Annotated in this window: 10 protein-coding genes; 5 read left to right on the top strand and 5 right to left on the bottom strand. The window is 67.7% G+C overall.

The genetic code is table 11. The features are described from left to right. Positions 1–47 precede the first annotated feature (47 nt). Both P1P70_RS06625 and P1P70_RS06620 read left to right on the top strand, forming a co-directional pair. Positions 48–2,012, top strand: coding sequence for a glycoside hydrolase family 127 protein (locus tag P1P70_RS06625; RefSeq protein ID WP_319235365.1), 1,965 nt, complete (start codon positions 48–50; stop codon positions 2,010–2,012). Between the two features lie 139 nt (positions 2,013–2,151). Continuing rightward, positions 2,152–3,261: a LacI family DNA-binding transcriptional regulator gene (locus tag P1P70_RS06620; RefSeq protein WP_319235364.1), complete on the top strand. Its 1,110-nt coding sequence runs from the start codon at positions 2,152–2,154 to the stop codon at positions 3,259–3,261. A 305-nt stretch (positions 3,262–3,566) separates the two neighbouring features. Here P1P70_RS06620 and P1P70_RS06615 read toward each other — a convergent pair whose 3' ends face one another. The 5 genes from P1P70_RS06615 to P1P70_RS06595 form a co-directional block, all read right to left on the bottom strand. Beyond that, positions 3,567–5,987, bottom strand: a complete 2,421-nt coding sequence (locus P1P70_RS06615) for a glycoside hydrolase family 3 N-terminal domain-containing protein (protein ID WP_319235362.1) — start codon at positions 5,985–5,987, stop codon at positions 3,567–3,569. Between the two features lie 37 nt (positions 5,988–6,024). Beyond that, positions 6,025–7,860, bottom strand: a complete 1,836-nt coding sequence (locus tag P1P70_RS06610) for a glycoside hydrolase family 3 protein (protein ID WP_192365631.1) — start codon at positions 7,858–7,860, stop codon at positions 6,025–6,027. 130 nt (positions 7,861–7,990) lie between these two features. Next, positions 7,991–8,794: a carbohydrate ABC transporter permease gene (locus P1P70_RS06605; RefSeq protein ID WP_086802423.1), complete on the bottom strand. Its 804-nt coding sequence runs from the start codon at positions 8,792–8,794 to the stop codon at positions 7,991–7,993. A 107-nt stretch (positions 8,795–8,901) separates the two neighbouring features. Beyond that, positions 8,902–9,981, bottom strand: a complete 1,080-nt coding sequence (locus P1P70_RS06600; RefSeq protein WP_319235360.1) for a sugar ABC transporter permease — start codon at positions 9,979–9,981, stop codon at positions 8,902–8,904. Between the two features lie 71 nt (positions 9,982–10,052). Next, a complete protein-coding gene (locus P1P70_RS06595; protein ID WP_237277203.1) occupies positions 10,053–11,300 on the bottom strand; it encodes an extracellular solute-binding protein in 1,248 nt (415 codons plus the stop codon). 294 nt (positions 11,301–11,594) lie between these two features. Here P1P70_RS06595 and P1P70_RS06590 point away from each other — a divergent pair, with 294 nt between their 5' ends. The 3 genes from P1P70_RS06590 (at position 11,595) to P1P70_RS06580 (ending at position 15,724) form a co-directional block, all read left to right on the top strand. Then, on the top strand, positions 11,595–12,245 hold the full coding sequence (locus P1P70_RS06590; RefSeq protein ID WP_192365630.1) for a TetR/AcrR family transcriptional regulator: 651 nt from the start codon (positions 11,595–11,597) through the stop codon (positions 12,243–12,245). A gap of 463 nt (positions 12,246–12,708) precedes the next feature. After that, a complete protein-coding gene (locus tag P1P70_RS06585; protein ID WP_319235359.1) occupies positions 12,709–14,142 on the top strand; it encodes a GH1 family beta-glucosidase in 1,434 nt (477 codons plus the stop codon). A 244-nt stretch (positions 14,143–14,386) separates the two neighbouring features. Further along, entirely contained in the window at positions 14,387–15,724 is a 1,338-nt protein-coding gene (locus P1P70_RS06580) for an endo-1,4-beta-xylanase (RefSeq protein WP_319235358.1), read from the top strand. Positions 15,725–15,756 lie beyond the last annotated feature (32 nt).

Genomic DNA, 15,756 nt, shown 5'->3' with positions numbered 1-15,756 from the left:
CACCCACTCCCCCGCCCCGCCTACTCCCCTACTTCAGGAGGCACCCCCTGAACACCACTCATTCCGGACCGGTCAGCCCCTCCGTGCGCGCCGTCTCCTCCTTGCGTCCCGCCTCCGTGGCCCGTATCGAGGGCGGCTTCTGGGCCGAGCGCCGCCGGGTCAACGCCCACATCTCCCTCGCCGAAGGGCCCGCGCGGCTGGAGCAGGCCGGCAACCTCGCCAACTTCCGCGCCGCCGCGGCCCCGCGCGCCGACGGCGCGGACGCCCCGTCGGGCACGGGCTTCTCCGGCGACTTCCAGTTCCAGGACTCCGACGTCTACAAGTGGCTGGAGGCCGCGTGCTGGCAGCTCGCGGACACCCCTGAGGAGAGCCTCACGGCCGAGGTCGAAGCCCTCGTCGAGCTGATCGCCGCCGCCCAGCGCGAGGACGGCTACCTCCAGACGTACTACCAGCTCGGCGGCGGCGTCCCATGGACCGAGCTGGGCTGGGGACACGAGCTGTACTGTGCGGGGCATCTGATCCAGGCCGCCGTGGCGCACCACCGGGCCACCGGTTCCGACCGGCTGCTCGACGTGGCCCGTCGGCTCGCCGACCACATCGACTCGGTCTTCGGCCTCGGCAAGCAGGTGGACACCGTCTGCGGCCATCCCGAGGTGGAAACCGCTCTCGTCGAACTCCACCGGACGACCGACGAGAAGCGGTACCTGGACCTCGCCCGCTACTTCCTGGAACGTCGCGGCCACGGCACCCTCTCCTCCGGCGGCGACCGGGGCCACGACCGTGACCCCGGGCCCGAGTACTGGCAGGACCACACGCCGATCCGTACGGCCGACGAGGTCACCGGCCACGCCGTACGCCAGCTCTACCTCCTCGCCGGTGCCGCCGACGTCGCGGCCGAGACCGGCGACACGGAACTCCGTACGGCCCTGGAGCGGCTGTGGCGGGACATGGTCACGACCAAGACCTACCTCACCGGCGCCGTCGGCTCCCGGCACGACTGGGAGGCCTTCGGCGACGCCCACGAACTGCCCGCCGACCGCGCCTACGCCGAGACCTGCGCCGCCATCGCCTCCGTCCACTTCTCCTGGCGCATGGCCCTGCTCACCGGTGAGGCCCGCTACTCCGACCTGATCGAGCGCACCCTGTTCAACGGCTTCCTCGCCGGCGCCGGCCTCGACGGCCGCACCTGGCTGTACGTCAACCCGCTCCACCGGCGAGCCCACCCACACGAACGCCCCGGCGACCAGACCGCCCACCGCACCCCCTGGTTCCGCTGCGCGTGCTGCCCGCCCAACGTGATGCGCCTGCTCGCCGCCCTCCCCCACTACATGGCCACGACCGACGGCGGCGGACTGCGGCTGCACCAGTACGCCACCGGCGTCTACGGCGGTGACGGCCTCGCCGTGCGGGTGGCGACCCAGTACCCCTGGGACGGCACGGTGACGGTCACCGTCGACGACGCACCCACCGCTCGGACGCGCACGCTCTCCCTGCGCCTGCCGGCGTGGTGCGCGGACCACACCCTGACAGTGAACGGCACCACCGTCGAAAACGGGGCGGAAGCCGGCTGGCTGCGGGTCACCCGCGCGTTCGCCCCCGGCGACACCGTCCGGCTCGACCTCGCGATGCCGCCCCGGCTGACCGTCCCGCCCCCGCGCGTCGACGCCGTCCGGGGCTGCGCCGCAATCGAACGCGGTCCGCTGGTCTACTGCCTGGAACAGACCGACCAGGCGGGCCGTCTGGACCCGGATGAAGTAGTCCTGGCGCCGGACACACCGCTGACCGTCCACAGCCGCCCCGGACTGCTCGGCGGGGTCAGCACAGTGAGCGCCGTGGGACGCCGGCTCCCCGCCGACGGTCCGACCGTCGACTGGCCCTACCCGCCGTACGCATCGGCGGCTTGCGGCGAAGCCCGGGAAAGTGTCGAACTGACAGCGGTGCCGTACTACGCCTGGGCCAACCGAGAGGCGGGCGCCATGCGGGTCTGGCTACCGCTGGCCAACCACGGATAGCAGCCAGGTGGCCACACCGTGAACCGCAGGGTGTGACCCGCAGGCCTGCGGCTTAGTAAACCTTTACTGTTAGTGATGGTCAGTCATCCCCGAGGGTCTTCCAGGACAAGGGATGCAATACATCAGGGTGTGACGGCGAATGGACAACGGCTCTACCTCTACTCCCGGCCCCACCGCTGTCAGTCGTCGGCGCAGAAGCCAGTCAGATGCGGAGCGCCCCAGCACGATTCGCGATGTAGCCGAACGGGCGGGAGTGTCGGTAGCAACTGTTTCCAGGACACTGGCTGGCAATTATCCGGTGTCAGCGGCCACCCGGGAGCGCGTCATGGAGGCCGTGGAGTCGCTGCACTACGTGGTGAATATCCACGCCAAAGCTCTCTCCGGGCGCGTCGCCGGTCCCATCGCCCTGGTTCTCCGCGACATCACCGGGCCGTCACTGGCCCATGTCGCCGCTGGCATCGAGCAGGAGGCGGCTCTCCAGGGCAGACTGAGCCTGGTCTGCGCCACGCATGGCGACGCCGGTCGTGAGAACGATTTGGTGCAGCTGATGCGTGAGCAGCACGCGGCCGCGGTGGTCCTCGTCGGCGGAGCGGTGCAGGACGAGGCCTACTTCCAACGCATGACCGAGTACGCGCGCACTCTGCATGCCACCGGGTCCCGTCTGGTGCTGGTGGGCCGCCCGCCCCTGCCCGGCGATCTCCCAGTGACCGTGGTGGACTACGACAACCGCGGAGGTGCTTTCCAGGCCGCCGACCATCTCCTCGCCCAGGGCCACCGGCGCGTTCTCTACCTGGGCGGCGACCCCCGGCTCAGCACCGGGGAGCAACGACGGCAGGGCTATCTCCACGCCCTGCGCGCACACGGTGTGAAGGAGACGCGGGAGCTGAACGTCCCCGGCCTGTACACGCGCGTTTCCGGCTACCAGCGCACAAGAGACGCCTTGAAGGCCGGGGTCGACTTCACGGGCATCATCGCGGGGACGGACATGGTGGCACTCGGGGCACTGGCCGCGCTCCGCGAGGCCGGTCTGAGCATCCCCCAGGACATCTCACTGGTGGGCTTCGACGACGTCCTCTTCGCCGCGGACCTCAGCCCGTCTCTCACGTCGGTCCGGGTTCCGTACGAGGATCTCGGCCGGACTGCGGTCCGGCTCGCGCTGGACCGCACCGAGCGCATCAGCGGCGGCGACCACGTTGTCCTGAGCACGCAACTGGTGATCCGTCAGTCCGTGAGCCGCCCGCGCCCGTAGGCTCTGACCCGTCCCACCGGCTGAGGGCTGCATCTGCGACAGCAGCGGGGCTCCCCTGGCAGACGGCATCTACGAGGTGTTTGCCGGGGCGTTGCGCTCGGTCTGTCCGTGTATCGCAACTGGCGGGCGAGGAGTGCCGTTTGGCCGTAGTAGGTGGAGGGCGCGATGCTCCCTCTTTGGTGGGGGCTGCCCCAGCTCCTCCCCACGCCGAATGCAAGGGCCGGCGGGGAGCGGTGTCAGGGCCGCTCCCCGCCGGCTGCTGTTGGCCGACTATGCGGCGGTACTTCGGGCAATGACCCTATGTGTCACGTCCCGGTCATGCGGCGCGAAGTCGTGGTGGATGGGGTCAGGTAGACCCTGCGCTCGGTGACGTCGGCGGTGTCACCGACGATGTCCAAGCGGCTCCGCAAGGGGAGGTCACTCGACGATGAGCCGACAGCGATCCACATAGGGCCCGGGTCCACGACCCATCTGCCATCCAGGGACATGTAGGCCATAAGAGGAAGCTCAAGTGCGAACGTCACCGTTGCCTGCTCGCCTGGCTGCAGTTCGAGCGGATGGAACCCTGCAAGTTGGAGTGCCGGTCGCGCGATGCCGGGCGCGTCGTCCTCGACGTAGAGCTGGACGACCTCCACGCCCGGGCGGTCCCCGCTGTTCTCGATGGTGACGGTGACGTCTACGGAACCGTCGGGCGCGGCCGCTGTGCTGCTGAGCTTGAGGTCGGAGTAGGCGAAGCGTGTGTATGTGAGGCCGTGGCCGAACGGGTAGAGCGGTGCCGCCGTCTCGTCCACGTATCCGCCGTGCGGGTCGCCTTCCCGTCGGCGGTATCCGCTGCCGAACCGCTGGCCCGCATGGATGGGCACCTGTCCGCTGGAGCGGGGGATCGTGTAGGGCAGGCGTCCTTGCGGCTCGGCTACGCCGGTCAGGATGTCCGCGAGGGCACGTGTGCCGTACTGCGAGCCGTAGTATCCGAGCAGGATCGCGTCGAGTTGGGACTCGACGTCACCGAGGGCGACGGGGCGTCCGGAGAAGATCACGCCGACGGTCGCCCGGCCGAGCGCGGCAATCTCGTGTACGAGCCGGCGCTGCACGTCCGGCAGCCCCACATCGGCGGTGTCCGCGCCTTCGCCCTCCGTCCGTTCGCTGAAGAACCACCGGGCCAGGCCGCCGAGCGCCAGGACCACGACGTCGGCGTCACGCGCGGCCTCGACGGCTGCCTCGATCTCCTCGGCGCCATCGGTGATTCCGCATCCTGCGGCAACGACGATGTCCGCGTCGGGGAGCGCGGCGCGCAGCGCATCTGCGAGGGAGACCGCTCCGTATTGCGTCTGGGCGAACTCGTCCTCGTCCATTGCGAGAAGGTCGCCGATCTCCTGGTGCACGTAGGCGTCGTGGGGGCCGAAGGAGTCGATGTCGTCGACGCCGACCATGGAGCTCGTCGCTCCCTTCAGCATTGCGCGGGTGAGTGCGATGAAGGAGGGGAAGGTGTACGGCGCGAAGGCTGCGCCGGTCCGGTCGGCGTGCGGCCCGATGAGGGCGATACGGGGAGCGCCGCTCAGCGGGAGCACTCCGCCGGCGTTCTTGAGCAGGGTGACCGCCTCGCGCGCGAGGCGCAGGGAGAGGTCACGCCCTTCCTGCGCCACGGACATGATCTCGACCGGGTCGGTCTCCACGTACGGGTTGTCGAACAGACCGAGCTGGAACTTGTGCGTCAGCACGCGCACCACCGACTCGTCGACGGTCGTTTCGGGGATCTCGCCAGCGCGGACGGCCTCGATGAGGCTGTCGCCGTAGCCGAACGGCTCGGGCAGTTCCACGTCGATGCCGGCTCGGAGACCCAGTACGCCCGCTTCGCGTGCGTCGCGCGCGGCGCGGTGATGTGTCACGAGGTTTTCGATCGAGGACCAGTCCGACACGACGGTGCCGTCGAAGCCGAGCTCATCGCGCAGCATCTCGCGAAAGACGCGAGGGTCGGCGGCCGCAGGGACTCCGTCCCAGTCGGCGAGTGAGTTCATGATCGATCCGAGACCGGCGAGCTGGATCGCGGCGGCGAAGGGCCGCGCGTGCACCTCCCGGAGTTCGCGCGCTCCCATAGGTACGGTCGCCATGTTGAGACCGGCCTCGCTCATGGCGTACCCGAGGAAGTGCTTGCCGGTGGCGATGACGCCGTCCTGGAACGATTCGCCCTGCAGACGGCGTACGAAGGACACACCGAGCGCACTGACCAGGTACGGATCCTCGCCGTAGGTCTCGTGTACGCGGCCCCATCGCGCGTCGCGGGCGACGTCGAGCAGCGGGGACAGGGCGTGGTGCAGGCCCACCGATCGCATCTGCCGGCGGGTCAGGTCGGCCATGTCGCCGACCCTGGCTGTGTCCCAGGTGGCGGCGAGAGCGATAGCGGTGGGAAACGAGGTGAAGGTGGGCGCGTTCACGCCGTTGAGCGCCTCGATATGCATGATCGCCGGAATGCCCAGACGGGTTTTCTGTACGAGGTGGCGCTGCACCGCGTTGTTGAGCCGGGCGAGTTCGGCCGCGTTCGCCGGGAACCCGCCCATGTGCGGTTCGATGTAGCCGATGCCGTTGGCGAGCTTGGCCGCGGCGGCCTCCGGGCGGATGCCGTTCGCGTCGAAGAGCATCGTCGGGATGACCGATGTCAGCTGGGCGACCTTCTCGTGCATGGTCATCCGACCGAGCAACTCGAGGGCCCGGGATCGTGCGTCGGTCATGCCGTGCTCCTTCTGTGTACACACGCGCTGGGGGACATCAGATCTCCAGCCCGGATCCCAGGGGAAACAGTGGGTCGTGGGTGTTCGCCGGCCCGTCGGGCGCGGACTCTCGCACGGCCTGCATCGATCGCGGCAGCTCGACGGGGAGCCTGCCCTGGGGCTTGATGTGGCCGGTGAGGACGGCGAGCAAGGCGTCGTCCGAGACGCCGAAGGTCACGGTGAGACCGGCGAGCGCGTCGATCAGCGGCGTGAGGATGGCGGGACGGTCCATGGCGACATCCACGATCAGCGGGGTCTGCTGGGCGATCATGCGTAGTCGGTGCACGAGGCCGGGCGGCAGTTCGAGAGACCCCTGGTGGAAGTACGACTCCAGGAACAGGTCGTCCCGTGGCTCGAAGGGCGCGTCGATGCGCACGATGGCGAGGTCCGCCTCCTGTGGCGTGGCCGCCGGAGTGGTGGCCCGTGCGAGGGCCTCCGGTTCGATGCCCTCCGCGTACACTCTCGCGCCTCGGGAGAGGGGAAGCAGGGGCGCGCCGTGGACGGCGGAGTTCTTGAGGACGGTGACCGATCGGGCCTGCGCCTCCAGGCCGGCCTGACGGGTCTGGGCGTTGCCCACGATGGCCGCGGCGGCTTCCTCGTCGACGAAGGGGTCGTCGAAGAGGCCGAGCCGGAACTTGACCAGCAGGACGCGGCGCGCCGACTGGTCGATTCTGCTTTCCGCGACGACGCCGTCCCGCACGAGGTCGAGCAGCAGGTCCGTGCACTGCTCGCCGCCGAACTGGTCCGCGCCGGCGTCGAGGATCTTGACCAGGCGCTCGCGGGCGTCGAGCTCTTCGACGCCCCACGCGCGGGCGGGCAGGACCTGGTCCCCGACGGGGTTGTCGTTCACCAGTTCCCAGTCGGTGATGATCAGCCCGTCGTAGTCGAGCTTGTCGCGCAGGAGTCCGGTGAGGATCTGCTTGTTGTACCCGAACCCGACTTCCTCGATCGGTACGCCGTCGATCTCGAGCCCGACGGGCATCCCGTAGTAGGGCATGATCGCGGCGGTGCCGTGTTCGATGGCGGCGGTGAAGGGGCGCAGGTGCTCGGCGAACGCCCCGGCCGGGTAGACCTGCTCGCGGCCATAGGGGAAGTGCGCGTCCTCGCCGTCCAGCTGCGGACCGGCGCCGGGGAAGTGCTTGGTGACGCAGGCGACGCTCGTCGAGTCCAGAGTGGCGCCTTGGAAGCCTTCGAGGTACGCGCTCGTGTACGCCACCACGAGATCGGTGTCAGCGCCGAAGGTCTGGAGCTGACGTGCCCATCTGGGCTCGCTGGCAAGGTCGACCTGGGGATGCAGCGCCATGCGGATTCCCACAGCGCGGTACTCGTCGCGCGCCCGTCGCGCGAACTCGCGCACGGCTTCCGGGTCGCGAAGCGCCGCGAGGCCGAGCCCGTCGGGCCACTGTGAGAACGGGCCGGCCGTGAACGACGCGCCGACGTTTTCCAGGAACCCGTGTCGCGGGTCGGTGGATATCGTCACCGGGATGCCGTGCGGCGTCTTCTCGGCCAGCCGTTGGATGGCGTTGTTCCATCGAGCGGCCGCCTGGGCGTCTTCGATGCGGTGCACGTTGAAGTGGTTCATCGACCTGGCGAGGATCACCTCGCTGGTGGGCGACTTGCTGATCGCGCCGGGCTCTTCGAGGACGGTGCCCTGCGGGCCGATCTCGATGACCGTGTGGAAGAGGAGGCCGACCTTCTCTTCGAGCGAGAGCCGGGACAGCAGGTCCTCGGTGCGTTCCTCGGCGCTGAGCCGCGGGTCCTCGTAGGGGTCCATGCGGCCGTTGCCGTTGAGGTCGCGGAATGCGATGCGGTCCGGTGCGGTCGTGTCGTGCATGGGGGGTGGATAGTTCCTCTCACATTCGTCTTCGGGGCCTCGGGGGCGGCCTCGGCAAGGGTGGGTGCCAGGACTCACTGGCAGCGCACTGCGGGCGCACTGCGAGCCGGTCGGGCGCTGCGGTCGGCGGTCACCCCTTGAGGGCTCCCTGCATGACGCCGGCGACGAGCTGCTTGCCGAGGATGACGAAGAGCGTCAGCAGCGGCACCACCGACACGAGTACGCCGGTCATGATCAGGGGGATGTCCTTGAAGAACCCGGTTTGCAGCAGCTGAAGCGCGACGGGCAGTGTCGGGTTGGTCGTTCCGAGCACGATCGACGGCCAGAAGAAGTTGGTCCATGCTCCGATGAAGGTGAACAGTCCGAGCATCGCCAACGCGGGTCTGGCGGCTGGCAGCACGATGGAGCGGAAGATCCGGAATGTTGATGCGCCGTCGATACGGGCGGCTTCGATGAGTTCGTAGGGCAGCGCTGCCGAGAGGTACTGCGTCATCCAGAACACCCCGAAGGCGGATGCGACGCCAGGGATGATCACTGCCCACAGGCTTCCCGTCAGTCCCAGCTCGCGCATGACGATGAACAGCGGCACCACGCCCAGCTGTGTCGGGACCGCCATGGTGGCCACGACGAAGGCCAGAAGACCGGCCCGCCCTTTGAACCGAAGTTTCGCGAAGGCGAAACCCGCCAGCGTGGACAGGAACACGACCGCGAGCGCCGTCGTCACCGACACGAAGACGGAATTCCAGACCGCGCGCGGCAGATCGATGTCGGACTCGAAGACGCGTACGAGGTTGTCGCCCAGATGCCCGCCCGGGATCGGCGAGGGGATCGGGTTCTGCGCGACCTCCGCCGATGTCGACGACGCGAGCAGGAGCGTGTAGTAGAGCGGGAAAATCGAGATGAGTGCGACCACGGTGAGGACGGTGTAGGTCATCCATCCGGGGCGGCGCGCGGCACCGTGGTCCCGTCCGCGGCGGCGGCGTGCCGCGCGGGCGGCACCGCGGCCGGATGTCTGCTCGATGTACGGGATGGAGGGCCTGGTCACGTGCTGCTCCCGGGTGTGTCACCGGACGATGCGGAGGAGGCGGGCGTGACAGGTGCTGCCCCGCTCGTGGCTCGTCGGGCGGCGCGGCGCGCCTTTCGGGGGACGGCGACTGGATCGTCGCCGGAGGCGATGCGGCGCGACAGCCAGTTGCTGACCAGCGCGAATACGATGATCAGCAGGAAGAGCAGCCAAGCGACGGCTGCGGCGCGGCCCAGCCTTTGCTGATTCCAGCCGAGCTCGTACAGGTACAGAGTGATGGTCTTCCACTGCCCTGAGCTCCCGCCGAGCCCCTGCGTGTCGTACAGTCGCGCCTCGTCGAAGATCTGCAGGCCGCCGATTGTGGACGTGATCACGACGAAGACGATCGTCGGACGGATGGACGGCACTGTGACGGAGAAGAACTGTCGCACCCGGCCCGCGCCGTCGAGGATTGCTGCTTCGTACAGGTCACGGGAGATTGCCTGCATGGCGGCCAGCAGTACCAGTGTGTTGAAGCCGGTCCACCGGAAGTTGACCATGTTGGCGATGACGATGTGCGCCGGCGTGCTGTCCCGGTGCCAGCCGATCGGGTCCACTCCCAGTTGCTCAAGGAGTGCGTTGACCAGGCCGGACTGGTCCGCGAACATGCGCGAGAAGATCAGTGACACGGCGACCGGGGCGATGACGTATGGCAGCAGCACCCCCATCCGCCAAAAGGTCCGCGCGCGGATGTTCGCGTGCAGGAGGCTGGCGATGACGAGTGCGATCGCGATCTGGGGGACCGTCGACAGCAGGAAGATGCTGACGGTGTTGCCCAGGGAGTCCCAGAAGACGGGCTGATCGAGGACGAAGGTGAAGTTGTCGAGGCCGACGAAGTCGCCCTGGCCGCCGATGAGGTTCCAGTCGTGCAGCGAGACGTACGCGGTGTACAGGAGGGGGAACAGGCCGACGAGCCCGAACAGGATGAAGAAGGGTGAGATGTAGGCGTACGGCGACGCCTTCATGTCCCAGCGGCCGAGGCGCTGCCGCCAGGCTGAAGGCGGTTGTGGAGGAGAGGCACCTGTGCGGGTTGCCGCGCTCGGTGCGGATCGGACCATGCGCTCTTCCTTCGGTGGTGACTCGGGGACGCCCGCCGTGGCGGGCGTCCCCGAGTGCGCGGACGAACCGGTCACTTCAGCGCGTCCAGCTCGTCGACGAACGTGTTCCACGACTTCTTCGGAGAGTCGGTCTTGTCGACCGAGACACGGTTGATCGCGTTGTTGAACGCCGCCGTGATCGCGAAGTAGTTGTCGCCCTTGTAGGGAATCGCGGTGATCGCCGATGCGCGGCCGGTGAGGATCTTCCCCACGGGCGCATCGCTGAAGAAGGGATCAGTCACCTTCTGCAACTGGTCGCTGGTCTGGGCCTTGACCTGGCTGGGGAAGTTGCCCGTCGCCTTGAACGCCTTCAGCTGCTGCTCAGGGGCGGTGAGCCACTCCGCGAGCGCCTGCGCTTCCTTGGGGTGCTTGGACTGCGTCGGCACGGTGAGGTAAGACCCGCCGCTGTTGACACCGCCGCCGGGGAAGACGTCAGCGATGTCCCATCCCTTGACGCCGGCGGCGTTGCCCTTGATCACGCCGAGCATCCACGACGGTGCGAGCATGACCGCGAACTTGTCGTTCTGGAACGCGTTCACCCAGTCCTCGCTCCACCGCGCCAGGTGAGCCGAGAGATCCTCGTGCGACATCACCGTGTCGTAGATGTTCCGCAGGTCCTTGTTGTCGCCTGCGATGATGTCGCCGGTCTTGGGGTCCTCCCAGAGAACCTCGTACTGGTCGCCCCAACTGGTCGCGACCGAGGCTGATGCGTCATAGAACGCCGGGCCCGTCTTGGCGGCCTTGAACTTCTCACCGACGGCGAAGAAGTCGTCCCATGTCGCGTTGTCGCCCCCGAACAGCTTGGCCACCTCCTCGCGATCCGTCGGCAGGCCGGCCGCCTTGAACAGGTCACTGCGGTACGCGATGGACTGGGGGCCGATGTCCGTCGCGTAGCCGAGCAGCTTGCCGTCGTTGGTGGTCGCGAGCTTGGTGGTCCAGTCCTTCCAGCGGCCCTTGACCTCCGAAGAGGAGAGGTCCACGAAGTTGTCCGGGTGCTGCAGGACCTGCGGAAGCCAGCTGTTGTCGACACCAACCACATCGGCGAGCCCCGAGCCCGCGCCGAGAGCGGTCTGGAACTGTTCCTTGGCCGCATCGCTCGTGGCGAAGCGATTGTGCTTGATCGTGATCTCAGGGTGAAGCTTCTGGTACTCCTTCAGCAGGCCGCCGTAGCCCCACTCGCTGAACGTCGACACCTTGAGGGTGATCTTGCCGTCGGCGTCGCCCTCGTCGCTGGATCCGCAACCAGCAGCGAGGACGGTCAGCGAGGCCGCTGCAAGCACAGCTACGGCTCTTCGGGTGGATCGCATCTGTAGTCCTTTGTCTCAGGCGGTGTGCCTAGATTCCGCGGCGGCAAGGCGGCCGCCCCGGGCCGCTACGCGCTCCTGCGTCATGCACGAACCCTGTCGTCCGAAGGTCGCACAAGTCGCTGCGTCCCCAGCTGAGGTGTCGTCTCGGATGTCGCGGTGGCGGCAAGTATCACCCAACACATTTCACCTGACAAGTATTCGCGGGGTTCTCATCGTCACGCCCGCACCCGGGCCAAGCCCGACACCGGCTCGCTGTATGTTGAGGACATGGCGGAACGCACCGGGCCTCGGGGGCCCTATCGCAAGGGGCTTCAGCGCCGCCGGGAGATCATCGCCGCTGCGGCCGAGCTCTTCGCGGAATCCGGATACGCGCACTCGTCGATGCGCGAGCTCGCCAGGCGCATGCGCCTCACGCAGACAGGGGTCCTTCACCACTTCGCCGACAAGGAAGAACTCCTCGTAGAAGTGCTCGGTCTGCGCGACGCGTCAGTCGCCGACTACCTGTCGGAGGTCCACGCCACCGATGTCGCGACGCAGTCGCGGGAGGTCGCGCGCCATTCTGCGGAGCACGAGGGGCTGACGTCCCTGTTCATCATCCTCTCCGCCGAGGCTATCGATCGCGATCACCCGGCTCACAGCTACTTCGTCGAGCATTACCGCGCGGCTCAGACGCAGACGCTCGATCCCGGTCCCGAGGCTGCCGAGCGCGCCCCTATGGGGGTCAGCGCGGAGGTGATCGCCACCCTGGGGATCGCCGTGCAGGACGGACTGCAGCTTCAGCGGCGATATCGGGACGACCTCGACGTCGTCGAGGCTGTCGACGCTTTCTGGCGCCTCGTTGCAGCTGCCCGGGCGCACTGGTCGCAGCACCCGACACCCCAAAACTCCGACCATCGCCAGGGCGACGACGCCGACTGAATGCCGGAGGCCCGCGGCGCCAGGCGCGGTCGAGACCTGCCCCGGGCCAGCGGGAGCCGTGTCGGCCCACACGGAGGGGGCCGGGTCATCTCCGCCACTCCCTGGTGGGCGGTGACGAGTCGCGTCAATGCGCCTTCGGTCACCTGGCGAGCCGGCCGACGACCGCGGCCCCAGGGAGCTGGGGGCGGGAGCAACCACGCATGCCAGAACCCTGCGAGGAGGCCGTGCAGCCTGCCCTCTCGCGGTCATGTGCTGGGGCAGCACCCTCAGGGAAAGGCCCCCCGCGACGCTCGGGCATGCCCTCCGATCAGGACCTCATGCTTCCCTGACCAGCTGCGATGCCACCGGGTGCCGACCGCAGCGTGAGGACCTCCGGGTACGAGAAGTCAAAGTTCGTCCAGCCTCTGTGCCGATTACAGTTCAGGTGTTAGGTTTTCGGCCACGTCACCAGAGAGGCCGATTTATGTACAGCGACTCGATCGCGCGCGGGCATCTGACGTTCCCGCCCGACTTCATCCTCGGCGCAGCCACTGCCGCCTACCAGATCGAGGGCGGCGCGGGCGAAGGCGGACGGGGTCCGTCCATCTGGGACACCTTCAGCCACACGCCGGGAAAGACCGCCCAAGGCGCAACCGGTGACGTCGCCGCAGACCACTATCACCAGGTCGAGACCGATCTCGACCTGATGGCCTCCCTCAGCCTCGGTGCCTACCGGTTCTCCATCTCCTGGCCGCGCGTGATGCCCACAGGCGAAGGCGAAGTCAATCCAGAGGGCCTGGCGTTCTACTCGCGGCTCATCGACGGCCTGCTAGCACGCGGAATCACACCGATCGTGACGCTCAACCACTGGGATCTCCCCCAGGCACTGGAGGACCGCTACGGCGGCTGGAGGGGACGCGAGACCGCCTTCGCTTTCGAGCGGTACGCGGAGATCGTGGGCGCCGCCCTCGGAGACCGGGTCGCCATGTGGTCGACGCACAACGAGCCGTGGAACAACTCCTTCGCCGGCTACGGCAGCGGGGCGTTCGCGCCCGGTGTGAAGAGCCACGCGGACGCACTCAAGGCCGCACACCATCTCAACCTCTCGCACGGGCTCGCGGTGGCGGCGCTGCGGCGCACCGTGAAGCACCCCGACGCTCAGATTTCCGTTGTGCTGAACATCTTCCGCATCGAAGCCGAGACCCCCGGGGACGCTGAAGCCGCGCGCCGCTTCGACGCCGTGGCCAACCGTGTCTTCACGGGGCCGATGCTCCGCGGGGAGTACCCGGCCGACCTCCTCGACGACACCCGCATCTTCACCGACTGGAGCTTCGTACACCCGGGCGACGTGGAGATCTGCCATCAACCGATCGACCTGCTCGGGGTCAACTACTACGAGGTCATGCACGTACGCGTGAATCCGGACTTCGACCCCGCCACCGAAGCCGCGGGCGGCACAGCCTTTCCTGGATCGGAGCGCATTGAGATCGTTCGCCGCGACGATCTGGAGCGAACAGCCATGGACTGGGGAATCGAGCCACGAGGGCTGGAGGACCACCTGGTCGCCCTGTCGAAGGAGTTTCCCGAGTTGCCTATCATGGTCATGGAGAACGGTGCGGCATTCGCGGATGTCGTCAGCGAATCCAACGGTCAGCCCGTGGTCCTGGATCGCGACCGGACGCAGTTCCTCATCGATCACGCAACGGCCACCCACCGCGCTCGGGAACGCGGCGCGAACGTCGTCGGATACCTCGTGTGGTCGCTGCTCGACAACTTCGAATGGGCCGAGGGATACGGCCCTCGCTTCGGGATCATCCGCGTCGACTACGACACTCAAGAACGCATTCCGAAGCTGAGCGCGCACTGGCTCTCCGAAGTCTGTGCAACGAAGGTCATCCCGGTCCTCGCCAACCAGTGAGATGACCGGGCGGGTCTGGGCGAACCCTTTGACAACGTCGCGGCCACATGAAGAAGCCACAGGGCGACGATGTGCCCGACGCAGCACCGATCAGGTCAGCTCCCGCAATCGGCGCACCCCGAGCAGCGGCCCCGGCCGAGCCTGCTCGCGATGCCGCCTGCCGTGAAGCACCCCTTTTCTCCCGGCGCGCTGCCGCGCTCTGGGTCATCCATCACACATGAATGCGAGGCACCATTCCATGAGAATGCACCGCATCGTTGCGGCGCTCGCAACGGTGACCATGGGACTCGCGACGGCGGCCATCCCAGTCGCCGGCGCCTCAGCCGATTCATCCACCCCTCTCCGCGACCTGGCAGCGCGCGAGGGGATCCTCATCGGGTCCGGGGCGATCAACCCGAACTACCTCGACGAACCTCAGTTCAGCGAGATCCTGGCTGAGCAGTTCAACAGCCTCTCGCCCGAGAACGAGCTCAAGTGGAACTTCGTCCAACCCCAGGAAGGCACCTTCGAATTCGCCGGCCTTGACCGGCTGGTCGACTTCGCAGAAGACAACAACATGGCGGTCAAGGGGCACGGCTTCATCTCGGGCTGCTGCAACCCGGACTATGTGACCGCGATCACCGACCCGGATGAACTCCGCACGGTCATGAGTACCCACTTCAACACGATCATGGACCGCTACGACGGCAAAATGGACCGGTGGGACGTCGTGACCGAGCCGTTCTCCATCGAGGGCGGAACGGGCCTGGTGCACAACGACTTCTACAAGGTTCTGGGCGCGGACTACATCGCGGAAGCATTCCGCATCGCGCACGCCGCCGATCCCGAGGCCAAGCTGTTCATCAACGAATCCCTGGTGGAGTTCTACCCGGAAAAGCGCCAAGAGCTCTACGACCTCGTTGCCGGCCTGGTCGCCGACGGCGTCCCCATCGACGGCGTGGGTTTCGAGATGCACGAGACCCAGGCGGGCCCCGAGCCCGGGGTCATCACACAGATGGCGGACTCCTACCACGCTCTCGGACTCGACGTCGCCATCACCGAACTCGACGTGCACACCTACGACGTCGACCAGCAGACGCAGATCTACGGGGACATCGTCGCCGAGGCACTGGCGGCCGGAATCCGGGACATCAGCGTCTGGGGCTTCACCGACAAGCACGCCTACACCTGGCTTCCCGGCGCGAAGCCGCTCATGTTCGACGAGGACTACAACCCCAAGCCGGCCTACTTCGCCGTCCGGGACGCGCTGCGGAGCTTCGTCCGGAACACTTCGGCACCGGGCACCGGCACCCTCTCGAACACCAGTAGACACGGCCACCACGACGGCGACTACAGCGTCACGATGAACCTCAGGCACGGGACCCAGGGCAGCTTCTACCGCCTGTACGAGAACGGCAAGCTCATCTCCGCACGCGTGCCCGACTCGGGCCCCGGCACTTCGCAGTCGGTCAAGACGACCTTCACGGACAAGCCCAACGGCACCTACGTGTACCGGGCCGAACTGATCAACTCGAAGGGCACTACGGCCACCAACACCACGACCGTCACCGTCTGTAAGCCCGGGAAAAGCCCGACCAAATAGAAGCGCCCCGGCTTCGATACAACCGTGGGTCG

The sequence above is a fragment of the Streptomyces sp. MB09-02B genome (assembly GCF_033794485.1).
Taxonomy (GTDB): domain Bacteria; phylum Actinomycetota; class Actinomycetes; order Streptomycetales; family Streptomycetaceae; genus Streptomyces.
This window is presented reverse-complemented; position numbering and strand designations above follow the sequence as displayed.

Coding starts and splice junctions, on each gene's coding strand:
- P1P70_RS06600 (WP_319235360.1), bottom strand. CDS start 9,981: ATGGTCCGATCCGCACCGAGCGCGGCAACCCGCACAGGTGCCTCTCCT.
- P1P70_RS06585 (WP_319235359.1), top strand. CDS start 12,709: ATGTACAGCGACTCGATCGCGCGCGGGCATCTGACGTTCCCGCCCGAC.
- P1P70_RS06610 (WP_192365631.1), bottom strand. CDS start 7,860: ATGCACGACACGACCGCACCGGACCGCATCGCATTCCGCGACCTCAAC.
- P1P70_RS06620 (WP_319235364.1), top strand. CDS start 2,152: ATGGACAACGGCTCTACCTCTACTCCCGGCCCCACCGCTGTCAGTCGT.
- P1P70_RS06580 (WP_319235358.1), top strand. CDS start 14,387: ATGCACCGCATCGTTGCGGCGCTCGCAACGGTGACCATGGGACTCGCG.
- P1P70_RS06605 (WP_086802423.1), bottom strand. CDS start 8,794: ATGACCTACACCGTCCTCACCGTGGTCGCACTCATCTCGATTTTCCCG.
- P1P70_RS06590 (WP_192365630.1), top strand. CDS start 11,595: ATGGCGGAACGCACCGGGCCTCGGGGGCCCTATCGCAAGGGGCTTCAG.
- P1P70_RS06615 (WP_319235362.1), bottom strand. CDS start 5,987: ATGACCGACGCACGATCCCGGGCCCTCGAGTTGCTCGGTCGGATGACC.